The organism is Vogesella urethralis (genome assembly GCF_007644045.2).
GTDB lineage: Bacteria > Pseudomonadota > Gammaproteobacteria > Burkholderiales > Chromobacteriaceae > Vogesella > Vogesella urethralis.
The window spans coordinates 1-25,548 of the sequence record NZ_VMDW02000027.1; the positions used below are offsets into that span (position 1 = coordinate 1).

19 protein-coding genes are annotated in these 25,548 nt (G+C 67.3%); 11 read left to right on the top strand and 8 right to left on the bottom strand.

The window, feature by feature from the left end; genetic code table 11:
• Positions 1–337: 337 nt before the first annotated feature.
• The 3 genes from FLQ03_RS01190 to FLQ03_RS01200 form a co-directional block, all read right to left on the bottom strand.
• Complete coding sequence (locus FLQ03_RS01190; RefSeq protein ID WP_144373869.1) at positions 338–1,579, bottom strand: FAD-dependent monooxygenase; 1,242 nt, start codon at positions 1,577–1,579, stop codon at positions 338–340.
• 86 nt (positions 1,580–1,665) lie between these two features.
• Entirely contained in the window at positions 1,666–2,583 is a 918-nt protein-coding gene (locus FLQ03_RS01195; protein ID WP_144373870.1) for a LysR family transcriptional regulator, read from the bottom strand.
• Between the two features lie 37 nt (positions 2,584–2,620).
• A complete protein-coding gene (locus FLQ03_RS01200; protein ID WP_144373871.1) occupies positions 2,621–4,066 on the bottom strand; it encodes an aminotransferase-like domain-containing protein in 1,446 nt (481 codons plus the stop codon).
• 220 nt (positions 4,067–4,286) lie between these two features.
• Here FLQ03_RS01200 and FLQ03_RS01205 point away from each other — a divergent pair, with 220 nt between their 5' ends.
• The 3 genes from FLQ03_RS01205 to FLQ03_RS01215 all read left to right on the top strand — a co-directional run bounded on the left by FLQ03_RS01205 (position 4,287) and on the right by FLQ03_RS01215 (position 7,880).
• Positions 4,287–5,498 (top strand): benzoate/H(+) symporter BenE family transporter, encoded by a 1,212-nt coding sequence (locus FLQ03_RS01205; protein WP_144373872.1) that lies wholly within the window; start codon positions 4,287–4,289, stop codon positions 5,496–5,498.
• 118 nt (positions 5,499–5,616) lie between these two features.
• Positions 5,617–7,005, top strand: a complete 1,389-nt coding sequence (locus FLQ03_RS01210; protein ID WP_144373873.1) for an aminopeptidase P family protein — start codon at positions 5,617–5,619, stop codon at positions 7,003–7,005.
• Positions 7,006–7,283: 278 nt separating this feature from the next.
• Positions 7,284–7,880 carry a CBS domain-containing protein gene (locus FLQ03_RS01215; RefSeq protein ID WP_144373874.1) on the top strand — a complete coding sequence of 199 codons (597 nt, stop codon included), beginning with the start codon at positions 7,284–7,286 and terminating at the stop codon, positions 7,878–7,880.
• Between the two features lie 73 nt (positions 7,881–7,953).
• Here FLQ03_RS01215 and FLQ03_RS01220 read toward each other — a convergent pair whose 3' ends face one another.
• Complete coding sequence (locus tag FLQ03_RS01220; RefSeq protein WP_144373875.1) at positions 7,954–8,433, bottom strand: Lrp/AsnC family transcriptional regulator; 480 nt, start codon at positions 8,431–8,433, stop codon at positions 7,954–7,956.
• A 127-nt stretch (positions 8,434–8,560) separates the two neighbouring features.
• Here FLQ03_RS01220 and FLQ03_RS01225 point away from each other — a divergent pair, with 127 nt between their 5' ends.
• The 3 genes from FLQ03_RS01225 (at position 8,561) to FLQ03_RS01235 (ending at position 14,231) form a co-directional block, all read left to right on the top strand.
• A complete protein-coding gene (locus FLQ03_RS01225) occupies positions 8,561–9,469 on the top strand; it encodes a DMT family transporter (protein ID WP_170252277.1) in 909 nt (302 codons plus the stop codon).
• A 113-nt stretch (positions 9,470–9,582) separates the two neighbouring features.
• A complete protein-coding gene (locus tag FLQ03_RS01230; protein ID WP_144373877.1) occupies positions 9,583–13,236 on the top strand; it encodes a PAS domain S-box protein in 3,654 nt (1,217 codons plus the stop codon).
• Positions 13,237–13,241: 5 nt separating this feature from the next.
• Positions 13,242–14,231 (top strand): response regulator, encoded by a 990-nt coding sequence (locus tag FLQ03_RS01235; protein WP_144373878.1) that lies wholly within the window; start codon positions 13,242–13,244, stop codon positions 14,229–14,231.
• Between the two features lie 83 nt (positions 14,232–14,314).
• Here the strand turns inward: FLQ03_RS01235 and FLQ03_RS01240 are convergent, their stop codons facing one another.
• From FLQ03_RS01240 to FLQ03_RS01250, 3 genes are all read right to left on the bottom strand, one after another.
• Positions 14,315–15,943 (bottom strand): methyl-accepting chemotaxis protein, encoded by a 1,629-nt coding sequence (locus FLQ03_RS01240; RefSeq protein ID WP_144373879.1) that lies wholly within the window; start codon positions 15,941–15,943, stop codon positions 14,315–14,317.
• A 222-nt stretch (positions 15,944–16,165) separates the two neighbouring features.
• Positions 16,166–17,833, bottom strand: coding sequence for an ABC-F family ATP-binding cassette domain-containing protein (locus tag FLQ03_RS01245; protein WP_144373880.1), 1,668 nt, complete (start codon positions 17,831–17,833; stop codon positions 16,166–16,168).
• A gap of 139 nt (positions 17,834–17,972) precedes the next feature.
• Positions 17,973–18,854, bottom strand: a complete 882-nt coding sequence (locus tag FLQ03_RS01250) for a LysR substrate-binding domain-containing protein (RefSeq protein ID WP_144373881.1) — start codon at positions 18,852–18,854, stop codon at positions 17,973–17,975.
• A 111-nt stretch (positions 18,855–18,965) separates the two neighbouring features.
• Between FLQ03_RS01250 and FLQ03_RS01255 the strand changes: the two genes are divergently transcribed.
• The 4 genes from FLQ03_RS01255 to FLQ03_RS01270 all read left to right on the top strand — a co-directional run bounded on the left by FLQ03_RS01255 (position 18,966) and on the right by FLQ03_RS01270 (position 23,233).
• Positions 18,966–20,120 carry a methionine aminotransferase gene (locus FLQ03_RS01255; protein ID WP_144373882.1) on the top strand — a complete coding sequence of 385 codons (1,155 nt, stop codon included), beginning with the start codon at positions 18,966–18,968 and terminating at the stop codon, positions 20,118–20,120.
• 10 nt (positions 20,121–20,130) lie between these two features.
• Complete coding sequence (locus FLQ03_RS01260; RefSeq protein ID WP_144373883.1) at positions 20,131–20,973, top strand: carbon-nitrogen hydrolase family protein; 843 nt, start codon at positions 20,131–20,133, stop codon at positions 20,971–20,973.
• Complete coding sequence (locus tag FLQ03_RS01265; protein WP_144373884.1) at positions 20,970–21,728, top strand: transporter substrate-binding domain-containing protein; 759 nt, start codon at positions 20,970–20,972, stop codon at positions 21,726–21,728. The genes FLQ03_RS01260 and FLQ03_RS01265 overlap by 4 nt, the downstream gene beginning before the upstream one ends.
• Before the next feature lie 176 nt (positions 21,729–21,904).
• Positions 21,905–23,233 carry a chloride channel protein gene (locus FLQ03_RS01270; protein ID WP_144373885.1) on the top strand — a complete coding sequence of 443 codons (1,329 nt, stop codon included), beginning with the start codon at positions 21,905–21,907 and terminating at the stop codon, positions 23,231–23,233.
• Here the strand turns inward: FLQ03_RS01270 and FLQ03_RS01275 are convergent.
• Positions 23,210–24,079, bottom strand: coding sequence for a LysR substrate-binding domain-containing protein (locus FLQ03_RS01275; protein WP_144373886.1), 870 nt, complete (start codon positions 24,077–24,079; stop codon positions 23,210–23,212). The genes FLQ03_RS01270 and FLQ03_RS01275 overlap by 24 nt on opposite strands.
• Positions 24,080–24,182: 103 nt before the next feature.
• Between FLQ03_RS01275 and FLQ03_RS01280 the strand changes: the two genes are divergently transcribed.
• Positions 24,183–25,541 (top strand): NAD(P)/FAD-dependent oxidoreductase, encoded by a 1,359-nt coding sequence (locus tag FLQ03_RS01280; RefSeq protein ID WP_144373887.1) that lies wholly within the window; start codon positions 24,183–24,185, stop codon positions 25,539–25,541.
• Positions 25,542–25,548: the final 7 nt, after the last annotated feature.

Sequence of the window (25,548 nt, forward strand, 5' to 3'; positions counted from 1 at the left end):
AACAGGACCGTGAAACGCCTCAGCGCCGATGATAGTGCGGATACCCGTGTGAAAGTAGGACACCGCCAGACTCCCTTAAGACAAAGCCCAGCTCAAACGAGCTGGGCTTTGTGCATTGGCGCGGCGAAAACTGCGACCGTGCCCCACCCGACGCTCCCATCTTCCCCTTGCGGCCAACCTTGGCCACGTCGCCCCCCACCCCATGCCGGCCTACGGCCGGCCCCCGGATGCGCCTGCGGCTTATGCCGGGCTACGGCTATCGATCCGGCAGCTGACGGTTGGCAATGCTGTCATGAAAAAGCCCGCTGGCGCGGGCTTTTGCTTTGAACATCGCCGATCAGGCGCGTTTCAGTCTGGGCTTGAGCAGTGCCAGCGGCGGCGGTAGCAGCTGCTCCGGGGTACTGAGGCCCAGTGCATAACGGATGACTTCTTTCTTCACCGGGCCGCTGTGGTTGGCCAGTTTCAGGCCCAGGTTACGCACGAAGCGCAGCGGGCCACTGTCGTTGCTGAAGCCGTAGCAGAAGGCGTCCATCAGGCGTTGCATGCCGTGGTTGGGCAGCATGCGGCGGCGCTGGTAGCGTTGCAGTACTGCCAGGCTGGCGATGTCTTCGCCTTGTTGCAGCGCCTGCTTCAGCACTTCGCACAGGGCTTCCACGTCCTGGAAGCCGAGGTTGACGCCTTGGCCGGCCAGCGGGTGGATGGTGTGGGCAGCGTCGCCGGCCAGCGCCACGCCGGCGCGCACGTAGTCTTGCGCGTGGCGACGGATCAGCGCGAAGCTGCCGCGGCTGATGACGTGGGTGAGGGTGGGCAGGGCGTCGGGGAATTCGCGGCTGAATGCGGCGATTAGCGCAGTATCGTCCAGTTGCAGCAGCTGTTGTACCTGTTGCGGCTGGTGGTACCACACCAGGGAGGCGTAGTCGCCCGGCAGCGGCAGCAGCGATTGCGGGCCGTTGGGGGTGAAGCGCTGCCAAGTGATGTCACGCTCGCCGCCCTGGATGCCGACGGTAGCGACGAAAGCGTGCATCGGGTATTCGTGGCTGTTGAGGCCGATGCTGGCAGCGTCGCGCACTTGCGAGCGCGCGCCGTCGGCGCCGATCACCAGGCGGGCGACAAAGCTGCGGCCGCTGGCCAGCTCGATGCGGCTGCCGCCGGCCTGGATGTCCAGCCGCTGGATGCTGTCCGGGCAGATCAGCTGGAGGTTGGCGTGCTGTTGCAGTGCCTGGGTGCAGGCCAGCTGCACGATGCGGTTTTCGATGATGTGGCCCAGGTTGGCCGCGTCCACTTCGCCAGCGTCGAACAGGGTGCCGGCGCTGCGGTCGTTTTCCCATACCTGCATGCGCTGGTAAGGCGCGCTGCGCATGGCTTCGATGTGCTGCCAGGCGCCGATGTGTTCCAGCAGCGCGCGCGAGGCGGGGCTGATGGCGGACACGCGCAGGTCGGGCGGGCTGTCGGGGTCGAAGGCGGGCGGGGCCTGCTGTTCCAGCACGGCGATGTTCAGGCCGCTGTGGCCCAGCCGGGCAGCGATGGCGGTACCCACCATGCCGCCGCCCACGATGAAGATATCTACATGTTCGACCATAAAACCCCCGATGGCATGCCGGCGCGGCCGGCAGGAAAGCGGCTACTGTAGCAGCGCACCCCGCGGCCAACCTTGGCCTGCGTCAATCATGGGTGGCCGAGTGTGGCTTGCAGGCGCGGGATGATGAAGCTCATGAAGGCCTGGTATTTGCGCGGCAGCGGCTGCTGGTAGGCAAACACCAGGAACACCGGCCAGCCGGCGGCGCGCCAGTCTGGCAGCACTTCGGCCAGGATGCCTTTTTCCACCAGCGGCTGGCCCATATAGCTGGGCAGCAGGCCGATGCCGTGGTGCTGTTTGAGGATGGAGGCCACCACGCTGTACTGGTCTACCGTCAGCGCCGGGCGCAGCTTGATGGTGGTTTGCTGCTCCTCGCGCTCCAGCCGCCATTCTTCGCCCTGCTCGCTGTAGTAGGCGTTGCTGATCAGGCGGTGTACCTGCAGATCGTCCAGCGTGTGCGGGCTGCCGTGCTCGGCCAGGTAGCCGGGCGAGGCGTACAGTTTTTCCCATACCAGGCCCACCGGGCGTGCTACCAGGCGGTCGTCGTGCACATTGCGGGTACGCAGGCAGAAGTCCAGCCCTTCCACCACTGGGTCCACCACGCGGTTTTCCACTTGCAGGCGGATCTGTAGCTCGGGGAATTCGCTGGCCAGCTCGGCCAGCAGCGGGCCCAGCAGCTGCTGCGCCAGGCCGGCAGAACAGCCGATGCGTAGTGGGCCTTCTACCTTGTCTTTGCTTTCCTCGATATCGGTGCGGATGCCGGACAGCAGCAGGCGCAGCTTTTCGGCGTGACGCGCGAGGCGCTGGCCGCTTTCGGTCAGCACCACGCGGCGGGTGTTGCGCAGCACCAGCACGGTGCCCAGCTCTTGTTCCAGCTCCTTGATCAGCTGGCTGACGCGGCTTTTGGCGCAGCCCAGGTCGTTGGCGGCAGCGGTGAAGCTGAGGCAGCGGGCAAGGGCGTCAAAGGCCAGGAGGGCGTCTGGCGGCAGGCTGGGCGTGGCTTTCATGTCAGGGCACAAGCGCGGTATCGGGCCTGCCAGTGTATCACCGTGCTTGCAATAATTGCGTAGCAAGGCGCTGGCCCAGCGTGGCGATGGCGGCGTCCAGCGCCGGGGTGAACGGTTGGCCGCAATTGATGCGCAGGCAGTGGCCAAAGCGCGGCTCGGCCGAAAATGCCATGCCCGGCGCAAAGCTGATGCCGTCGGCCAGCGCCGCCTGCAGCAAGGCGGTGGTGTCGCTGTCCGGCGGGCATTCCACCCACAGCAGCATGCCGCCTTGCGGCTTGCGGATGCGGGTGCCCTTGGGAAAGTGGCGCAGCACCGCGTCGGCGGTGGCGTGCATCTGGCTGGCCAGCTGCTGGCGGATGCGGGCGCTGGTGCGCTGGTAGTCGCGGCTTTCCAGTACCTCGGCCAGTACCGCCTGTAATAGCGGCGACACCGCCAGCGTGCTGCTGGCCTGCAACTGGGCCAGCGCGGCGTGGTGACGGCCGGCGGCTACCCAGCCCAGGCGCAGCGACGGCGCGTAGCTCTTGGTGAACGAGGCGCAGTAGATCACGTCGTCGTGACGGTCCCAGGCTTTGATTGGCGTGGGACGCTCGCTGCCGTAGTACAGGTCGCCGAACACGTCGTCTTCGATCAGCGTCAGGCCGTACTGGCTGGCCAGCTGCAGCAGGCGCTTCTTGTGCTCATCCGGCATCAGCGCGCCGGTGGGGTTCTGGAAGTGCGGCACGCATACCAGGCACTTCACTGCCGGGCCGTGGCGCAGCGCAAACTCCAGCGCTTCCAGCGACAGGCCGGCGTCCGGCGTGCAGGGGATCTCCAGCGCCTTCAGCCCCAGCCCCTGCAGCGTTTGCAGCAGGCCGAAGTAGACCGGGGTTTCCACCGCCACCGTGTCGCCGGGGCGGGTAAGGTGGCGTAGCGCCAGGCTGATGCCCTCGGTAATGCCGTGGCAGGGCAGGATGCCGTCCACTGGTAACGATAGCCCGCGTTCGGTGGCCACTTGCTGCAAGCCCAGGCACAGGCGGCGCTGGATGTCGCCCGGCAGGTGGGCGCCGATCAGCGCCGGCTGGCGTGTCAGCGTGGCTTGCAGCCGGCGCGCCAGCTCGGCCGACGGGTACAGCACTGGCGACGCCTCGGCCATGTGCAGTTGCCACTGGATGCGGGCATCGCCCAGCTGCAGCAGCGTGGACATGCGGCTTTTGAGGTCCACCAGCGCGGCGGCGGCCGGCAGCGGTGTGCTGCGCGCGTTGCCGGCTGCCGGGTGAGGCGGCAGCGCGGCAAAGTAGCCGGCGCGCGGCCGGGCGACGACGCGCTGTTGCTGTTCCAGGTGACGGTAGGCGGCCAGCGCGGTCAGCACGTTCACACCGTGCTGGGCGGCCAGTGCGCGTACCGACGGCAGGCGGCTGCCGGGCGGGTAGTGGCCGCTATCCAGTTGTTGCAGCAAGTTGGCCGCAATGCGCTGGTAGATGGCGGGGGAGGCGGTATCGGTCATCGTTCTGTTATATAGAACAGACGCGGCGCGCGCCAGTGTGTTGTAGCCGGCTGTGGCAGGCGGGCCACGCGTTAGCCGCGTACAGTCGCCTTACCGGTGCTGTTCTGCCTGCTGCGTGCGGCGGGCCATACAGCAAGCGGCTGCCCAGACGGCAGCGCAGCCTGCGGGGGTGCTTGACCCGTGGCGGCCTACCCGGAAGCCTTTTGTATGAAAGAACAGCATGCTGAAACATTTACCCCCGTCTACCCTGATCGCCGGTGTACTGACGATTGCCGTCGGCTATACCGGCCCCTTTCTGATCATCGTGCATGCCGCGCAGCAGGCCGGCCTCAGCGCCGCCGAGCTGGCCAGCTGGCTGTGGGCGGTGTCTATCGGCTCCGGTGTGGTGGGCCTGTGGCTGTCGTGGCGCTGGAAGATGCCCATCATTACCGCCTGGTCCACGCCTGGCGCCGCGCTGCTGTTGGCCGCGCTGCCCACGGTGAGCTACCCGGAGGCGGTGGGCGGTTATGTTATCGCCGGGTTGCTGGTTTGGCTGATCGGCATCAGCGGCGCGTTTGATGCGCTGATGAAACGCTTTCCGCCGGCGCTGGCCGCCGCCTTGCTGGCCGGCATCCTGTTCCGTTTTGTGGCCGAGTTGGTGCCGGCGGTGCGCGAGCACGCGGCGCTGGTGCTGCCGATGGCGCTGATGTTTTTTGTCGGCCGCCGCTTGTGGCCGCGCTACGCGCTGATGGGCGCACTGGCGCTGGGCGGCGTGTTTCTGGCGGCGACCGGTGGCTTTGCCGCGGCGCCCAGCCTGGCCAGTGCCGCCAGCGGCCCGCTGTGGACCACGCCGGTGTTTACGCTGGCCGGCCTCAGCAATATTGCGCTGCCGTTGGCGCTGATAGCGCTCACCGGCCAGTTTCTGCCCGGCATGGCAGTGTTGAAGAACGACGGTTACGACATCCCGGCGCGGGTGCCGGTCAGCGCGCTGGGCGGTGCCTCGCTGCTGCTGGCGCCGTTTGGTTGCCACGGCGTGGTGCTGGCAGCGATCACGGCGGCGATGTGTACCGGCCCCGAAGCCCACCCGGACCGCGCCCAGCGCTGGAAAGCCGGCGTGGTGGCTGCCTGCTGCTACATCCTGGTGGCGCTGTTTGGCGGTGCGCTGGTAGCGCTGCTGCTGGTGCTGCCCAAGGCGCTGGTGATGGCGGCGGCGGCGCTGGCGCTGTTCGGCACGCTGGCCGGTTCCCTGTCGGCAGCGCTGGCCAGCGACACCCAGCGCGAGGCGGCTTTGCTGACCTTTGTGGTGGCGGCGTCGGGGGTGAGTTTTGCCGGTATCGGCGCGCCGCTGTGGGCACTGCTGGCCGGTGTGGCGGTGAGCCTGCTGCTGCGCTGGCAGCTACCCAAGCCGGCCAAGGACGCTACTTCCTGCCGCGAAAGCACGGCTAAACGCTGAAAAGTGGCAATGCTGCCACTGCACAGGCCACATCCGGCGGATGTTGGCCTGTTTTTCTATACAAATAGGCGATTGTATACAAAAATGCTGGCTTCACCGCTCACCACCGGAAGCCACCATGTTCCAGCCCGCCATCTACCAGCAGCGCCGCGACAAGCTTGCTGCCCTGCTGCCCGATAGCCTGATCCTGTTTTTGGGCAATGTTGATTCGCCGATGAACTACCACGACAACATTTTCCCCTTCGTGCAGGACAGCTCGTTCCGCTACTTCTTCGGCCTGAACGAGCCGGGCCTGGCCGGCGTGATGGATACCGCCAGTGGCGACACCACCCTGTTCGGCAACGACCCGGACGTGGCCGATATCGTGTGGACCGGCGAGCTGCCCACGCTGGCCGAGCGCGCCGCGCGTGCCCAGGTTGGCCGCAGCCAGCCCTACGCTGATCTGGCGGGCGTGCTGGCCGCTGCCCGCGCTGCCGGCCGCAGCGTGCACTACCTGCAGCCCTACCGTGGCGAAACCGTGCTGGCGCTGGCCGGCCTGCTGGACTGTAACCCGCAAACGGCACAGCAAGGCTACAGCGAGGCGCTGACCCGTGCCGTGGTGAGCCTGCGCGAAATCAAGGGCGAGGAGGAAATCGCCGAGATGGAAGCTGCGCTGGCGGTGACCCGCGACGCCCACCTGGCCGCCATGCGTGCCGCCCGCCCTGGCGTGGTGGAACACGCCATCGTCGGCGAAATGGAAGGCATCGTGCGCCGTCACGACTGGCAGCTGGCCTACCCCAGCATCTTCTCGCGCCGTGGTGAGGTGCTGCACAACCATCATCACGACCAGGTGCTGCAAGCCGGCGACCTGGTGGTCAACGACACCGGCGCCGCCAGTGGCGGTGGCTACGCCAGCGACATCACCCGCACCATTCCGGTGGGCGGCAAATTCAGTCCGCGCCAGCGCGAACTGTACGACACCGTGCTGGCCATGCAGTTGGCCGCTATCGACGCCATCCGCCCCGGCGTGCGCTACCTGGATATCCACAAGCTGTCCGCCCGCGTCATGGTGGAACGCATGAGCGCGCTGGGCTTCTTCCACGGTGACGCCGACGCTATCGTGGAAAGCGGCGCCTACGCCATTGCCTTCCCGCACGGCCTGGGCCACCAGATCGGCATGGACGTGCACGATATGGAAGGCCTGGGTGAAGACCTGGTGGGCTACGGCGACGGCACCGAGCGCAGCCCGCTGTTCGGCCTGGGCTACCTGCGCCTGGGCAAACCGCTGCTGGCCGGCATGGTGATTACCGTGGAGCCGGGCATTTACTTCATTCCGGCGCTGATCGATGCCTGGCAAGCCGAAGGCCGCCACGCGCAGTACATCAACTACGCCCATTTCAACGAATACCGCGACTTCGGTGGCATCCGCATCGAAGACGACGTGCTGGTCACCGTCGATGGCAGCCGCGTGCTGGGCGAACCCATCGCCAAGACTGCCGACGAAGTCGAGGCCGTCATGGCCGGTTAACCGTGTTTCATCGTGCAATACTCCATCACTCATACCGCCCTCCGGGGCGGTTTTTTTTGCTTATGCTGTGGTATGGATGGCCAGCTTCATAACAAACCGTTACCGATGCTTGCATAAAAAAGCTGTGCATTCCGTGCCGCTGTGCTTAGATGAAAGTACCGGCAAGCAAAGGGGAGTGAGACGGCTTGACCGGCCCCCCCGCCCGCCCCGGGCGGCAAGACAATCCCAGGGTGCCGTGCCCGTAGCCGGCTGCGGCGCCTGCAAAGAGGAGCATCACCATGGACTACCACGCCCTGAATACGGTTACCCTGCCTGCCAATACCGACCTGATCCACGTCGAACAGCGCCCGCAACGCCCGGTGACGCTGAAAAGCCCGGCCACCGAAGTGATGACCGACCTGCGCGTCATCGACCCGATCAGCATCAATGAAGACGCGCTGCTGGATGACGCCCACGCCCGCATGGTGAGCCACGGTATCCGCCTGCTGTTCGTGACCGACGCCGACGGCAGCTTTGCCGGCCTGCTGACCGCCACCGACGTGCTGGGCGAGCGCCCGCTGAAGCAGATCCACGAACACGGCAAGCGCCACCGCGAGATCGTGGTGGGGGACGTGATGACGCCGCGCAAACAGCTGGAAGCGTTGAACCTGGCCGATATCAGCCGCTCCACCGTGGGCCATATCGTGGCCACCATGAAAGACCTGGGTCGCCAGCACGCGCTGGTGGTGGAGCACAACGCGGCCAGCGGCCACTACGAGGTGTGCGGCCTGTTCTCCACCTCTACCATCGCCCGCCGCCTGGGCACCTCGCTGAACTTCGTGCGCGTGCCGAAAGCGTTTTCCGAGATCGAACACGCGCTGATGCACGAAGAGTAAGCGGCAGCCAGCCTCGCCATAGCAACCCGGCCCCGCGCCGGGTTTTGTTTTGCCGGCGGCCAACCCTGCGCCGTTACGACGCGCCGTCGCTGTCGGCGTCCTGCGGCACGGCGGTGGTGTATTTGCAGGTGTTGATCACCACTAGCGATTCGAACTCGCGCACGTGCGGGTTGTTCATCAGGTAGGTGCGGGCAAAGCGTTCGTAGTCGGCCATGTCGCGTACCAGCACCATCAGCACAAAATCCGGGCGGCCGGTGACGTTGTAGCACTCCATTACCTCGGGCGCGGCCAGCATGCTGGCCTTGAAGGCGTCCACCAGCGGCGTTTGCGCCCGCTGCAGCATCACGTTCACCACCAGGCGCAGGCTGCGGCCGAACAGCGCCGGGTCCACCAGCGCCACCTCGCGCCGGATGTGGCCATCGGCGCGCAGCCGTTTCAGGCGGCGGGTGACGGCGGTAGGCGACAGGTTTACCGCCTCGGCCAGCGCGTCGTGGGTCTGGCGCGCGTCTTCTTGCAGCAGTGCCAGCAGCTTGCGGTCGTAGTTATCCAGCATGTCAGTTTTCCTGCATTGAATCGGCCAAAGTCGCAGCCTGGCTGCGCTGTCGTGCATGATAACGCAGCAGGTGGCGGCGGGGGCTTGCCTACACTGGCGCTATTGTCCTTGCTCCGGAATGCCCGCCATGACCAGCGCCAGCCTCAGCCGCCGCCTTGCGGCCAACCTTGCCGACCTGTCCGCCAGCCGCTGGTTGCCTTATGCGCTGTTTGCCGGGCTGGTGACGATGTGGGCCTACAACTACGTGGTGATGAAGGTGACGCTGCAGGCCACCACGCCGCTGACGCACCTGATCCTGCGCACCAGCATCGGCAGCCTGACGCTGTTTGGCGTATTGCTGGCGCGCGGGCGGGCGCTGAAACCGCAGCGCTTGGGCGACGCCGCCAAGGTGGGGCTGATCACCACCTTTGCCTACGGCCTGACGGTGACGCTGGCGCTGGTGGCCGGCGCTGCCGGCCGCACCTCGGTGTTGGTGTTCACCATGCCGTTCTGGGTGGCGCTGCTGTCGCACTGGCTGCTGGGCGAGCCGTTTTCCGCTAATGCCCGCCGCGCGCTGGCAGCCGGTTTTGCCGGTCTGATGCTGATCGTGGCGCCGTGGCAGCTGCACGGCGGCGTGCTGCCGATGCTGCTGGCGGTACTGGCCGGCCTGTTGTGGGCGCTGGGTTCGGTGCTGACCAAACGGGCGGCGCAGAACGGCCCGCTGGACAGCCTGAATTTTTCCGGCTGGCAGGCGCTGATCGGCCTGGCGCCGTTGCCGCTGCTGCTGCCGTTTGCCGACTTTGCCGGTATCCAGTGGTCGGTACCCTTTGTGCTGGGGCTGGTGTATTCGGGGGTGTTTTCCAGCGCCGTGGGCTGGCTGGCCTGGCTGTGGCTGCTGCGCCGCCTGCCGGCGTCTACCCTCAGCTTCAACGCGCTGGTGATTCCGGTGCTGGCTGTGGGCATGGCCGCCAGCAGCCTGGGCGAGTGGCCGGGCCCGGCCGAGCTGGCCGGCATGGTGCTGATCGGTACCGGCATTTTGCTGATCTCGCGCCGTTAAGCCGCTAAAGCCCTGTGCGTGGCAGGGCCTTGTCGGCAGGCGGGGGCCGGGGCCGGCCTCTATAATGGCCGCAACCTCTACTGTTGCGGCCAACCCGGCTGCCCCGCGCCCCGATGCTCGATCTCTTCTTCATTCGCGATGGCGTGCCCACCGCGCTGCTGCTGCAAGGCAGCTACCGTTTCGACCTGCTGGCACTGTCGGTGCTGGTGGCCGTGCTGTCGTCCATCATGGCGTTGCAGGTGGCCGGCATGGCGCGGCTGGCCAACGGTGCCGTGCTGCGGCAGACCGCGTTCCTCACCGGCTCGTTCTCGCTGGGGGTGGGCATCTGGTCGATGCACTTCATCGGCATGCTGGCCTTCAACCTGTGTACCACGGTTAGCTATGACTACCGGCTGACGCTGCTGTCGATGCTGCCGGCTATTTTTGCGTCCTGGGTCACCCTCAACCTGTTATGGCAGCGCCAGATCACCAGCCTGCAGCTGTTGCTGGGCGGCGTGCTGGTGGGCAGCAGCATCGGCACCATGCACTACAGCGGCATGGCCGCCATGGTGATGGCGCCGCAGCTGCGCTACGACCCGCTGTGGTTTGCCGCGTCCATCGTGGTGGCGGTGGTGCTGGCCATGCTGGCGCTGTGGATACGCTTCGGCCTGCGCCGGCGCGGCACCTTCACCGCCATGCAATCCATCGTGCTGGGCGGGGTAGTGATGGGGCTGGCCATTGCCGGCATGCACTACACCGGCATGGCGGCGGCGCGTTTCATCGGCTACCCCGACCCGTCGGGCACGCCGCTGCAGGGCGACAATACCTACCTGGCGCTGGCCATTGCGCTGTTCACGCTCACGGCCGGCGTGTTTGTGCTGGCCGGTAACGCCATGCTGCGCTACCGCCAGCTGTTTGCGCAGATGCAGCAGAACGAAGCCGAGCTGCGCGCGGTGGTGGATACCGCCGTGGACGGCATCATCACCATTGATAGCCGCGGCCACATTCTGGCGCTGAACCAGGCCGCCGAGCAGATGTTCGGCTGGGCTGCCAGCGAGCTGATCGGCCACAACATCAACCAGCTGATGCCTGACCCCTACCGTTCTGGCCACGACGGCTACCTGGCGCACTACTTGGCCACCGGCGACGCTCGCGTGATCGGCGTGGGGCGCGAGGTGATGGCGCAGCGCCGCGACGGCAGCGTGTTTCCGATCCGGCTGGCGGTAGGCCGCGCCCAGTCCGGCAAGCAGGTGCGCTTCATCGGCTTTGTGACCGATATCAGCGAGCGCACCCGGCTGGCGCGCGAGCTGCAAGCGCGCGAAACCCAGTACCGCACGCTGATCGCCAACATGCCCGGTGTGGCGTTTCGCAGCAAAGTGGACGGCGACTGGAGCAAGCTGTTCATCAGCCACGCCATCACCGCGCTTACCGGCTGGGAGCGCGAGCTGTTCCTGAACGGCAGCCTCAGCATGGTCAGCATCATGCACCCCGACGACCTGGCCCGCGTGCGCGACACGGTGGACAGTGCGCTGCGCGAGCACCGTTCCTACGTGGTGGAATACCGCATCTTCCACCGCGATGGCGGCGAGCGCTGGGTATCGGAAAGCGCCGGCGGCGTGTACGACATGGACGACAGCGCGCAGTGGATAGACGGCGTGATCGTGGACATCACCGACAGCAAGGCGCGCACCGCCGAGCACGCAGGCGTGGTGGCCGCCATCCGTCAGGCCATGGCGGTGCTGGAGTTCGACCTGCACGGCCACATCCTGGACGCCAACGACAACTTCCTGCAGCTGGTGGGTTACCGGCTGGACGCGCTGCGCGGCCAACATCACCGCCGGCTGTGCCGGCCAGAGGAGGCCGACAGCCAGGCCTACAGCGACTTCTGGGCCGCGTTGCAGCGTGGCGAGTTCCACAGTGGCGAGTTCTGCCGCCTGCGCGCCGACGGCAGCGAGGTATGGATCCAGGCCACCTATAACCCCATTCTCGACGCCGACGGCAAACCGTGGAAGATCGTCAAGCTGGCCAGCGACCTCACCCCGCGCAAGCGCATGGAGCGCGAGCTGGTGGAAGCGCGCGACCGCGCCGAGCATGCCGCCCAGGCCAAGGGCATGTTCCTGGCCAATATGAGCCACGAAATCCGCACCCCGATGAACGCCATCATCGGCTTTACCGAGCTGCTGCAGGGCACGGCGCTGGACCCGCAGCAGGCGCGCCACCTGCGCACCGTGCACGACGCCGCCCACTCGCTGCTGCGCCTGCTCAACGACATCCTCGACACCGCCAAGCTGGAGCGCGGTGCGCTGGCGCTGGAGTGGCACGATTTTTCGCTGTACACGCTGTGCGAGCAACTGGTGGGCACCTTCGCGCTGCAGGCCGCCAGCAAAGGCCTGCAGCTGCAGCTGGATTACGCCGCCGACTGCCCGCACGCCTTCCACGGCGACGCGCTGCGTGTGCGGCAGATCCTCACCAACCTGCTGGGCAACGCCGTCAAGTTCACCGAGCGCGGCAGCGTCACGCTGTCGGTACGCCAGCACGGCGGCCAACTGCAGCTGACGGTGCGCGATACCGGTATCGGCATTGCCGCCGACCGCCTGGACAGCATCTTCGCCCCGTTCACCCAGGCCGACGCCAGCATGGCGCGCCGCTTTGGCGGCACCGGCCTTGGCACCGCCATCGCCCGCCAGCTGGTGGAGCTGATGCAAGGCCAGATCACGGTACAAAGCCGGCTGGGCGAAGGCAGCTGCTTTAGCGTGACGCTGCCGTTGCCGGCTGCGCAGGCGGTGGTGCCGGCATTGGCTGCTGGTGTTGACGAGGTGGCCAGCCTGCCGCCGCTACGCATCCTGGCGGTGGACGACGTGGCAGAAAACCTGGAGCTGCTGCAGCTGGTGCTGGCGCGGCACGGCCACCAGGTGGTCACCGCCGCTGGCGGCGCCGACGCCGTGGCCGCCTACTGCAGCCAACCCTTCGACCTGGTGCTGATGGACGTGCAGATGGCCGGCGTGGACGGACTGGAAGCCACCCGCCGCATCCGGCAGTGGGAAGTTGGCCGCCAACTGGCGACGGTGCCGGTGATTGCGCTTACCGCCAGCGTGCTCAGCCAGGACCGCGAAGACGCCGAGGCCGCCGGCATGAACGGTTTTGCCACCAAGCCGGTGGACCCGCCGGCGCTGCTGGCGGAAATGGCGCGCGTGTTGGGCCTGGCCCAAGCGGCGGTGGCCGGCGAGGGCGCCGCGGCACAAGACATCGACCTGGACGCTGCCGTTGCACTCTGGGGCAGCCAAGACAAGGTACAGGCGCGCTGGCGCCGGCTGCTGGCCGACTACCACGACGTGGCCGCGCAGTTGGCCGCACAGCCTGCCGAAGCGCGCGCGGCATTGGCCCACCGCCTGCGTGGTGCGGCGGCCAACCTTGGCTTGCGTCGTGTCGCCGCCGCGGCGGCCGCGCTGGAGCACGGCGACGGCGACATCGCCCGCCTGGCGGACGGCTTGACCGCCGCCCTGCAGGCGGTGGCTGCGGCCTTGCCGGGCGCTGTCGATACCGACGTGGCCCCGGCAGCCGACACGCCGGCCGCGCTGCTACCCGCCCAAGAGGCCGCCGCGTTGCTGGACAAGCTGCAACAGGCTTGCGAGCATGGCGAGCTCGACGACGCCAGCCTGGCCGCGCTGCAAGCCGTGTGGCCACACCCCTTGTTGCCCGCCTTGCAGCAGGCGCTGGACGAATTCGATTTTGATGCGGCGTTGCAGACGCTGGCGCAGCTGCGCCAGGCGGCAGCGCAGACAAGGTAGACGCCATGCCCCCCACCGACACCCGCCCGCTATTGCTGCTGGTTGACGACGAGCCCACCAACCTGCAGGTACTGCGCCACATCCTGCAGGACCATTACCGGCTGCAGTTTGCCCGCGACGGCGACAAGGCGCTGCAACTGGCGCAGCGCGAACAGCCGGCGCTGATCCTGCTGGACGTGATGATGCCGGGCATGACCGGGCTGGAAGCGTGCCGCCGGCTGAAGGCCGACCCGGCCACGGCGCGCATTCCGGTGATCTTCGTCACCGCGCTGTCCGACAGCCACGCCGAGAGCGAAGGCTTTGCCGCCGGCGCGGTGGACTACATCACCAAGCCGGTCAGCCCGCCCATCGTGCTGGCGCGGGTGCGTACCCACTTGTCGCTGGTGCGGGTGGAGGAATTGCGCGAGACGCGGCTGCAGATCATCCGCCGCCTGGGCCGCGCCGCCGAATTCAAAGACAACGAAACCGGCCTGCACGTGATCCGCATGAGCCACTACGCGCGCGAGCTGGCGTTGGCTGCCGGCCAGCCCGTGGCCTGGGCCGACGAGCTGCTGGACGCGGCGCCAATGCACGATATCGGCAAGATCGGCATCCCCGACGCCATCCTGCAAAAGCCCGGCAAACTGGACGCCGACGAGTGGCGCATCATGCAGACCCACGCCGAAATCGGCGCCCGCATCATGGGCGACGACCGCTCCAGCCTGCTGCAGATGGCGGCCACCATCGCGCACTGCCACCACGAGCGCTGGGATGGTAGCGGCTACCCGCAGCGCCTGGCCGGCGAGGCCATCCCCTTGGCCGCCCGCATCGTGGCCATTGCCGACGTGTTCGACGCGCTGACCAGCGTGCGGCCGTACAAGGCGGCGTGGACGATAGAGGCGGCACTGGCGCACATCGCCGCCGAAGCCGGCAAGCACTTCGACCCGGTGTTGGTGGCGCATTTTCTGGCCATCGAGCCGGTACTGCGGCAGATCCAGGCGCGCTGGGCCGAGTAGGCCCGCAAAAAAACGGCCCGCTGACGCGGGCCGTTTTACCGTGTGGCGGGCATTGGCCCACGCCACACCACAGCACAACCGGCCTACACCTGGAAGCGGCCCACCAGCTTCTGCATGCGCAGTGCGACTTGCTCCATGGTATCGGCCGTATGCGTGGTTTGCAGCGCGGTGTTAGCTACCTCCTGCGCGTGGCCCACGACGCTTTCGATGCGTTGCGCCACTTCGGTCGAGGCCTGTGATTGCTGCTGCAGCGCGCTGCTCAGTTCTTCGACAATACCGGCAATCTGCTGCGACATATTGCGAAGGCTGGCCACGCTTTCGCCGGCGGCACGGGCGTCGGTCACGCTGCTGTTCACCATATTGACGCCGTTGCCAACCTCGGCCACCACCTGCTGGGTGGACTGCTGGATGCTGGTGACCATGCCCACGATCTCGTTGGTGGATTGTGCGGTGCGCTCCGCCAGCTTGCGTACTTCGTCGGCTACCACGGCAAAACCACGCCCCATCTCGCCGGCGCGGGCGGCTTCAATGGCAGCGTTCAGCGCCAGCAGGTTGGTCTGGTCGGCAATGTCCTTGATCACCGCCACGATGGTGGAGATGCGGGCAGAATCGCCTTGCAACTGGTTGATGCGCTGAGCGGCGGCGGTCACCACGCCGGCCACTTCCTGCGTCCGTTTGATCAGGTCCTGCAGCATGGCGTAGCCCTGCAGCGCCTGTTCGTCGGAGGTGCGCGTCAGGCTGGCCGCCGACTCGGTATTGCTGGCCACGTGGCTGATGGACACGGTCAGCTGTTCGGTGTTGGCCGCAATGCCGGAGGCGGCTTCGCTTTGCAGGCTGACGGCGGTTTCCATGTCTTTCACCGAGTGGTGCAGCTGTTGCGACGATTGCAGCAGGGTGTGGGCACTGTCGCGGGTTTCCAGCATGGCTTCGCGCAGCTGGTGCTGCATGCGCGACATGGCCTGGATCATCTGGCCGATTTCGTCGCGGGTTACCGCTGGCATGGCGCTGCACAGATTGCCTTCGGCGATGTGGCTGGCGGCGTCGATGGTGTCACGCAGGCGGCGGCTGATGCGCTGTGCCATCAGGAACGACACCAGAATAGCCAGTAGCAGGGCCAGTACCAGGGCGCTATTACCTACCAGCAGCGTGCTGGATACCGAGTCGCGGGCGTTGGTGGCGGCCTGGGCGGCGTACTCGTGTTTGAGCTTGCCCAGCTTGTCGGTCTGGTCGCGCAGCTGGTTGGCAAGCGTTACCCATTCTTTCTTGGACAGTGCCAGCGCTTCGGCTTCCTTGCCCTGGCTGCGCAGCGCCAGGGCTTGTTCGACCGCAGCCCGGTACGCGGCAGCGGCGGCCACGGTAGCCTGGTGAGTCTGGCGTTCTTCGTCGGTGGTGATCAGTGGCTCGTAGGCTTTGAGCGCCTCGGCCAGTTTGCCGTCCAGCTCTTGCAGCGACTTGGCCAGCTTGGCTTGTTCTTCCGGCGTGGTGGCCAACAGCATCTCCAGGCTGCGGACACGGTAACGCAAACGCAGCTGGCTGATGTCGCCAGTAGCCTCGATCGAGGGCAGGGCATTGTCGGCAACGGCCTGTACCGATTGCCGGATACTGCCCACTTGCCACAGCAGGAACAGCATGGCCAGCACCAGGATGCCGCCACTGAGCACAAAATTCACCATGAACTTGCCGCGCATGGTCAGGTTGTCGATAAAACGCATCGTGTCTCTCCGTCGATTTATTTTTTTGTATTTCCTTTTAGATCATAGTGGTCTTTGCCGATTTATCACTATCAAGTGCGGTTGGGCAGACCCCTTTGGGGCGGTGGTGGGGAGACGTATGGTGGTGGGGTGCCCAGGGCGCCGCCAGAGATGGCGGCCGGCAAAAAACACGCCCCCGGCCGGTGTGACACGGCAGGGGGCGGGCGGGGTGACGGAAGGGGCTTAGCGCTTGCCGGCGGCTTGTTCGCGGCGGCGTTTGGCTTCTTCCAGCAGGTACACTTGGTAGTCGTCCAGGTCGCCTTCGAAGTCGCTGACCCCGCCGCGCGAGACCAGCCAGAACTCGTCGCACACGGCGCGCAGCAGCGCACGGTCGTGGCTGACCAGCATCACCGAGCCTTCGAATTCGTTCAGCGCCACGCTCAGCGCCTCGCGGGTGGCGAGGTCGAGGTGGTTGGTCGGTTCATCCAGCAGCAGCAGGTTGGGGCGCAGCCACACGATCATGCACAGCACCAAGCGCGCTTTTTCGCCGCCGCTCATGCTGCCCACGGGCTGCTTGACCATGTCGCCGCTGAAGTTGAAGGTGCCCAGGAAGTTGCGCAGGCCTTGCTCGCGGCAGTCGGCTGCAGGCGGGCGCAGCGCGGCAGGGGTGTCGCGCGCCAGGCGCAGCATGTGTTGCAGCGGGTCGTCTTCCGGGCGCAGCACGTCCAGCTCCTGCTGCGAAAAGTAGCCAATGCTCAGGCCCTTGCCGCGAATGACTTCGCCGCTGACCGGGCGCAGCGCCTCGGCCACGGTTTTCACCAGCGTGGATTTGCCCTGGCCGTTGGCGCCCAGGATGCCGATACGCTGGCCGGCCAGCACCGAGCGGCGTACGCCTTGCACGATCACCGTCGGCGGCGTGCCAGCCGGCGCGTCGTTCGGCGCCGGGTAGCCGAAGGCGGCTTCGTTCAGCGTCAGCATCGGGTTGGGTAGGCTGGATGGCTCTTTGAATTCGAACTGGAATTCGGCGTCGGCCAGTACCGGCGCGATTTTTTCCATGCGCTCCAGTGCCTTCACCCGGCTTTGCGCCTGCTTGGCCTTGCTGGCCTTGGCCTTGAAGCGGTCGATGAACTTCTGCAGGTGGGCGATCTTTTCCTGCTGCTTGGCCTGCGCGGCCTGCTGCAGCACCATCTGCTCGGCGCGCATGTCTTCGAACTTGCTGTAGTTGCCGCCGTAGCGCACCAGCCGGCCGTGGTCGATGTGCAGCGTGACGTTGGTGATGGCGTCCAGGAATTCGCGGTCGTGGCTGATTACCACCAGGGTGCCGGCGTATTGCTTCAGCCACGCTTCCAGCCACACCAAGGCGTCCAGGTCCAGGTGGTTGGTGGGTTCGTCCAGCAGTAGCAGGTCGGACGGGCACATCAGGGCACGGGCCAGCTGCAGGCGCATGCGCCAGCCGCCGGAAAAGCTGTTTACCGGGCGCTGCAGCTCGGCCACGCTAAAACCCAGGCCCAGAATCAGCGCCTGGGCGCGGGCGGGGGCGTCGTGCGCGCCGGCGTCGTTCAGCGCGGTATAGGCGTGCGCCATGCGCATGTAGTCGTCGCCCGCTTCGGCTGCTGCCACTTCCTGCTGCGCGGCCAGCAGCGCGGTATCGCCTTCTACTACAAAGTCGGTAGCGCTTTGCGCGGTTTCCGGCATGTCCTGCGCCACTTGCGCCATGCGCCATTGCGCCGGGATGTGAAAGTCGCCGCCGTCTTCGTGCAGGCTGCCGTTGAGCACGGCAAACAGCGACGATTTGCCGGCGCCGTTGCGGCCAACCAGGCCCACTTTCTCACCCGGGTTCAGGGTAACGGTGGCGCCATCCAGCAACAGCTTGCTGCCGCGACGCAGTACGACGTTTTTGAGTGTGATCATGAATGCAGCCGCCAGGCGACCCGAAAAGGTAAAGCCGCACTGGCGCAGGGCCGGGTAACGACAGGGGGCGGCCAGGGTTGGCCGCCGTGCAGCGCTGCCCGTCACAGGCAGCAGGGCGGCATGGTACCACGGGCGGGTGTCAGCCCGCCGGCGCCCGTGCCAGCAGCCACTGCTGCACGGTGGCGACGCCGGGCGGGCCGTCCGGCCGCATGGCCAGCGCGTAGGCAAAACCGTTGCCAAACGGCGGCCCCAGCGGTGCCAGCACGCGGCCGCTGGCCAGCTCTTCGTGCAGCAGCGTCACGTCGCCCAGCGTGACGCCAAAGCCTTGCACTGCGGCGTTCATCGCCTGGTCCAGCGTGTCGAACACTGTGCCGCGGCGGTAGTCCACCGTGCTTTCCTGGCGCTGCGCCAGCCATTGCCGCCAGTCGCGCTTGTCCAGCGACGGGTGTAGCAGCGGGAAGTGTGCCAGGTCGGCGGCCTGCTGCAATGGTTGGCCGCAACGCGCCAGCAGCTCGGGGGCGATCACCGGCGTCAGCTGTTCGCGGAACAGCAGCGTGTCCAGCGCGCCCAGCGCGGTATGCGGCTTGTACACCACCGCCAGGTCGAAGTCTTCGCGGGCGAAGTTGACGTCGTGGTCGTGGCTGCTGCACAGCTGGATGGGGATGTCGGGGTGCTGGCCGTTGAAGTCGCGTAGCGCCGCCAGCAGCCAGCGCACCACGCAGCTGGGCGCCTTGATGTTGACCGGCGTGCTCAGCATGGCGGTGGCGTCCAGGCCTTGCTCCAGCACGCCGAAGGCGCGCTGCACGTAGCCGTGCAGCATCTCGCCACGCGGCGTTAGCCGCAGGCTGCGCGCAAAGCGGTGGAACAGCTCGTAGCCCAGATGCGCTTCCAGCAGCGCCACCTGCTTGCTGACCGCGCCCTGGGTCAGGCACAGCTCGTTGGCGGCGCGGGTAAAGCTTTGGTGGCGGGCGGCGGCATCGAACACCGATAGCGCGTACAGCGGCAGGGTGGGGCGGGGCATGGCGGCTCCATGGCTGAGAAATTCTCGGCCATGATATGCCTACAAATCGTTTGTCGCATAGTGCGGCCTGCGGTTGAATGGCGGCACAACATCACACACTTGAGTCGCGCCATGCACACCCCGTTCACCCCGCAGTCCAAGCTGCCCCACGTGGGCACCACCATCTTCACCGTCATCGGCCAGTTGGCCGCGCAACACCAGGCCATCAACCTGTCGCAGGGTGCGCCCAACTTTGCCTGCAGCGACACGCTGGTGCGCTATGCGCACGAGGCGATGCAGGCCGGGCACAATCAGTACGCGCCGATGAGCGGCCTGCCGGCGCTGCGCGAGGCCATCGCCGCCAAGGTGGCCACCCTGTACGGCCAGCATTACCACCCGGACAGCGAGGTGACGGTGATGGCCAGCGCCAGCGAGGCGCTGTTTTCGGCGATAACGGCGCTGGTGCACCCGGGCGACGAGGTGATCGTGTTCGAGCCGGCGTTCGACAGCTACATCCCGATGATCGAGCTACAAGGCGCGCGCGCCGTGGTGGTGAAGCTGGCCGCGCCCGACTTTGCCATCCCGTGGGACGAGGTGGCCGCGCGCATCACGCCGCGTACCCGCATGATGGTGCTGAACACGCCGCACAACCCCACCGGCACCGTGCTGGGCGCCGCCGACGCCGCCCGCCTGCAGGCGCTGACCGCCGGCACCGACATCGTCATCCTGTCGGACGAGGTGTACGAGCACGTGGTGTTCGACGGCCAGCTGCACCACAGCATGAGCCGCTACCCGGCGCTGGCCGAGCGCGCCGTGGTGGTGACCTCGTTCGGCAAGACCTTCCACGTCACCGGCTGGCGCGTCGGCTACTGCCTGGCGCCGGCGGCGCTGATGGACGAGATCCGCAAGGTGCACCAGTTCGCCATGTTTGCCGCCGACACGCCGATGCAGCACGCGCTGGCGCGGCTGATGGCCGAGCCCGGGCACTACCTGGGCCTGGCTGCCTTCTACCAGCGCAAGCGCGATCTGCTGGTGTCGGCACTGGCCGGCAGCCGCCTGCAGCTGTTGCCCAGCCACGGCAGCTTCTTCCTGCTGGCGGGCTACGGCCACCTGTCGGACGAGCCCGACAGCCAGCTGGTGCAGCGCCTGATTACCGAACACGGCGTGGCCACCATTCCGGTGTCGGCTTTCTATGGCGACGGCACCGACCAGCGCCTGATCCGCCTGTCGTTCGCCAAAGACGACACCACCCTGCTGGCCGGCGCCGAGCGCCTGTGCCGGCTGTAAGGAGCGTGCGATGAGCCATACCTTTACCGCCGCCGCCATCCAGCTGGTGTCTGGCGACGACCTGGCGGCCAACCTGGCCCGCGCCGAAGCCTGGGTGGCCGAAGCCGCCGCCACCGGCGCGCAGCTGGTGGCGCTGCCGGAATACTTTTACCTGATGCCGGAGCACGACAGCGCCCGGCTGGCGCTGGCCGAGCCGTTCGGCCACGGCCCGCTGCAGCAGCGCATGGCGGCGCTGGCCGCCCGCCACGGCGTGTGGCTGCTGGCCGGCACCCTGCCGTTGCAGGGCAGCCAGCCGCAGCGCTTTCATAACAGCAGCCTGCTGTACGGCCCGCAGGGCCAGTGCGTGGCGCGCTACGACAAACTGCACCTGTTCGGCTTTGACGACGGCAATGAGCGCTACGCCGAGGCCGACACCATGCAGCCCGGCGACGCCATCACCAGCGCCGACACGCCGTGGGGCAGCCTGCGGCTGTCGGTATGCTACGACCTGCGCTTTCCCGAGCTGTACCGCCAGGCGCCGGCGCCGGTGCTGATCAGCGTACCGGCCGCCTTTACCCACACCACCGGGCAAGCACACTGGGAACTGCTGCTGCGCGCCCGCGCCGTCGAAAACCTGGCCTTCGTCATCGCCCCCGGCCAGGGCGGGGTGCACCCCGGCGGCAAACGCACCTTCGGCCACAGCATGATCATCGACCCCTGGGGCCAGGTTCTGGCCTGCCACGCCGCGGGCGAGGGCATGGCGGTGGCCACACTCGATACCCACAGGCAACAGACCTGGCGCACGCGCCTGCCGGCCTTGCAGCACCGTCGCTTCACCAGCCCTTCCTTCATTGCTACCCAGGAGAAACCATGAACCGCCCACTTGCCCTTGCTGCCCTGCTGTTGTCGCCCCTGCTGGTACAGGCGGCTGAACCGCTGCGCATTGCCACCGACGCCACCTACCCGCCGTTCGAATACGTTGATACCGCCGGCAAGGTAGCCGGCTTCGAGGTGGATTTCGCCTACGCCGTGTGCAAGGCGATGCAAACCCCGTGTGAGGTGGTGAACCAGCCGTGGGACGGGCTGATCCCCGGCCTGCAGGCCAAGAAGTACGATGCCATCATGTCGTCGATGAACATCACCGACGAGCGCCGCAAGGTGGTGGCGTTCAGCAAGGTGTACTACCTGATGCAGAACCGCTTCGTGGCGCGCAAAGGCGTGGCGCTGACGCCGGACCTGGCCGGCAAGGTGATTGCGGTGCAAACCGGCACCCCGCAAGACCGCTTTGTCACCCAGCAGTACAAGCAGGCCACGGTAAAACGCTACGTCAACGCGCAAGACCCGATGCTGGAGCTGACCGCCGGCCGCGCCGATTTCACCTTCGGCAACACCGTGCAGCTGCAGAAGGGCTTCCTGGATACGCCTAACGGCAAGGCGTTTGGCTTTATCGGCCCGCTGTTTGACGGCCGCAAGGACAAGGTGCTGGGTGAAGGCGTAGCAGTGGCGCTGCGCAAGCAGGACAGTGCGCTGAAGGCCCGCTTCGACCAGGCCATCGACCAGGTGAAGCAGAGCGGCGAATACGCGGCGCTGCTGAAGAAGCACAATCTGGCCGGTTTGCTGGAGGACTGAACCGGCGCGGCGTGGCCGCCTGGCCACAGCCTGGCGGCACGCTGCAAAAAATAGTTTGCTGCAAAATTAAATGGTGCTAAGGTAGCAGCACTGTATGAAAGTGCAGTGTTGATACGGATACGTCAGTCGGGCGCGGCATTTATGCCGTGCCCGTTTCCTTTTGTGGAGAACACACCATGCAAGACGTGCTGCGCCGCCTGCAACGCCTGTGGTTACTGGTGCATTGGCGCACCTGGCAGGGCCGCGCGGTAATCTGGGGTGGGGCCACGCTGGCCTCGCTGCTGATTGTGGCGTTTGCCATGCTGGTGGAGCACGCCATTGCGCTGTTCGAGGCCGCACGGAAGGCGCGGCCGTGGTTGCCGCTGCTGCTGACGCCGGCCGGCGGCATGCTGATTGTGTGGCTGACACGGCGCTACGTTGCCGGTGCCGAGGGCAGCGGCATTCCGCAAGTGATGGCCGCCTTGCACCAGCATCAGGACGCGGGCCACACCGGCCGGCTGGTGTCGCTGCGCATTGCCATCGGCAAGGTGCTGCTGGGGGTGCTGGGCCTGGGCGCGGGTTTTTCCAGCGGCCGCGAAGGGCCGTCCATCCAGGTGGGCGCCAGCGTGATGCACGCCATGCGCGCGTGGCTGCCGGCCCGCTTTCCGGTGCGGCCTTACGACCTCATTCTGGCCGGTGGTGCCGCCGGCATTGCCGCGGCCTTCAATACGCCGCTGGCCGGCATCGTGTTCGCCATCGAAGAGCTGGGACGCAAGTTCGAGGCGCGTACCAACGGCGTGCTGCTGGCTGCCATCATCCTGGCCGGCGTGATCGCGGTGGCGCTGCAGGGCAACTACACCTACTTTGGCCGCATCAGCATTCCGCTGGCCGATAGCCGGCTGGCGGTACCCATCCTGATGAGCGGCGTCATTGGCGGCCTGGCAGGCGGCTTGTTCTCGCGCGCCATGCTGGCCGGCATGCGGCCGTGGCCGGGTTGGCCTGGCTGGTTGCGTAGCCGCCACCCGGTGTGGTTTGCCGGGGCGTGCGGCCTGCTGGTGGCGGTGCTGGGCTATGTGTCCGACGGCGCCGCGCACGGCAGCGGCTACCAGGCCACGCGCCTGGCGCTGGAGGGCACGCAGCCGCTGGCGCCGTTCTATGCGCTGCAAAAAATGCTGGCGACGCTGCTGTCGTACTTTTCCGGCATTCCGGGCGGCATTTTTGCGCCCAGCCTGGCCGTTGGCGCCGGCCTGGGGCAAGACCTGGCCAACCTGGGGCTGGGGCAAGTCAGCAGCAGCACCTGGATTGCGCTATCGATGGCGGCGTTTCTGGCGGCGGTAACGCAGGCGCCGATGACGGCGTTCGTGATCGTGATGGAGATGATCGATGGCCACGCACTGGTGGTGAGCCTGATAGCCAGTGCCTTTCTGGCCAGCCTGGTGTCGCGCAGCCTCAGCCCGCCGCTGTACCACACGCTGGCGCAGCGCTACCTGCCGCCACGCGATTCAGCCCGCCGCCCGCCGGCATAGCGCATCCACCAGCCACGGCACGTCGGGCGCCACGCTGCCGTCGTCCGGCAGGATGAAGTGGTAGCCCTGCAGCGCCACCGCCTGCGGCAACGCTTGTACCAGCGTGCCGCTGGCCAGTTCGCCGGCCACCAGCAAGGGGTTGGCCAGTGCGATGCCCTTGTGCGCCAGGCACGCATCCAGCGTCTGGTCGGCGCTGAAATACACCGTTTGCGGCTGGAGCCGTACGTGCACCCCGTGTGCGGCCAACCATAGCTGCCACCAGTCGCCATCGTCTTCGTGGATCAGCGTGTGTTGCAGCAGGTCGCTCACTTGCCGCGGGGCCGGGTGGCTGGCCAGATAGGCCGGCGTGCACACGGCAAACACCGGCGGCAGCGCCAGCGTGTGGTAGTAGCCGGGCAGATGGGCGATGTCGTCGGCCACCAGGCCCAGGTCGGCGTCGCCGGGGCGCAGCCGGCTGAAGGTGGCGTGCGGCTCGATGGCCAGCCGCAGGCCGGGGCGCTCGGCCAGCAAGCCATCCAGCAACGGCGCCAGCCAGCGCCGCGCCAGCCCTGGCACCACCATCAGCCGCAACAGCCCCCCGCCTTGCAGCTGCTGGCTGGCGGCGGCCAACTCGTCCAGCAGGCGGCTGGCGGTGGCCAGATACTGCGTGCCGGCGGCGGTAGTGACCACGCCACGTGCGTTGCGCTGGAACAGCGCCACCCCCAGCCAGTCTTCCAGCTGCCGCACATGGCGGCCGATGGCCGGCTGCGTGACGTTGAGCTCGCGCGCGGCAGCGACAAAGCTGCCCAGCCGGGCGGCGGCCTCAAAGGCGCGAACACTGTTAAGCGGGGGCAGGCGGCGGGCCATGGTGGCTCCAGCTGTTAAATTAATTAACACAAGGTAGCAAAAAGCGTGTCTTGCCGGTAGCGCACTGCCGTCGCCACACTGTGGCCATACTTGTGGAGCCGCCATGTACCAGCCTTTCTACCACGCCGACCAGTACCGCCCGCAGCACACCCCGCCCAGCTACTGGCACGCCACCACGCCGCGGCCAACCCTGGCACCCGGCAGCGGCGAGCACACGGTGGATGTCGCGATCGTGGGCGGCGGCTATTGCGGGCTGTCGGCGGCGCTGCACCTGGCGCGCGACCACGGCGCCCGCGTGGCGGTGCTGGAGGCCGGCGACATCGGTTGGGGCGCCTCCGGCCGCAACGCCGGCTTCAACACGCTGCCCGCTACCAAGCACGACTACATCGGCCTGCAACGGGCGCTGGGCGAAGCCGGCGCCGCCGGCTTCATGGCCGCGCAGCAGGAAGCGCTGCAGCTGGTGGCCAGCCTGGCGGCGGCAGAAAGCATCGCCACCCAGGCCTGCGGCGAAGGCAGCTACGTGGTGGCGCACAGCCCGGCTGCGTGGGTGGGCCTGCAGGACGAACACCACGCCTGGCAGCGGCACACGCCGGTAGCCAGCCGGCTGCTGACGCGGGCCGAGTTTGCCGGCTGCGGCCACGCGGGGGACGCGCAGTACGGCGCGCTGCACATCCTGCACGGCGGTGGCCTGAACCCGCTGGCACTGGCCAGTGGCCTGGCGCAGGCCGCGCAGCGCCACGGTGCCATCTTGCTGCCGCAGCAAGCCGTACACGCCTGGCAGCCGCATGGCGGTGGCCACACGCTGCAGGCGGCAGACAGCGTGGTGCACGCGCGCCAGCTGCTGCTGGCCACCAACGGCTACCTGCCGGCCTGGCTGCCGCCGGTGCTGCGCCACCGCACGCTGCCGGTGATCTCCAACATCATCGTTACCCGCCCGCTGAGCGACGCAGAGTGGGGCGCCTACGCCTACCACACTGCCACCCCGATGTTCGACACCCGCCACCTGCTGAGCTACTGGCGCAGGCTGCCCGACGGCCGCCTGCTGTTTGGCGCCCGTGGCGACCTGTGCGGCGACGACGCCAGCGGCCAGCGCCAGCGCGCCGCCTTGCAGGCACAGTTGGCCGCACGCTTTCCGGCCTGGGCCGGGGTGGATATCGATTACTTCTGGCGCGGGCTGATCGCCGTCAACCGCCGCCTGCTGCCGCAATACGGCCCGCTGCCTGGCCTGCCCGGCGTGTGGTACGCCGCCGGCTGCTTTGGCAGCGGCGTCAGCACCATGCCGTGGCTAGGGCGGGCGCTGGCGCGGGCCATGGCCGGCCAGCCACCCAGCGCCAGCGAAGCCGCCTGTGCCATGCACGGCCTGGCACCGCGGCTGCCGCCGTGGCAGGCGTGGCAGAGGCTGGGTCTGCGTCTTGCTTACAGCGCTTACGCCTGGCGCGACCGTTTCAGTGAACCTGCTTGAGGAGCCC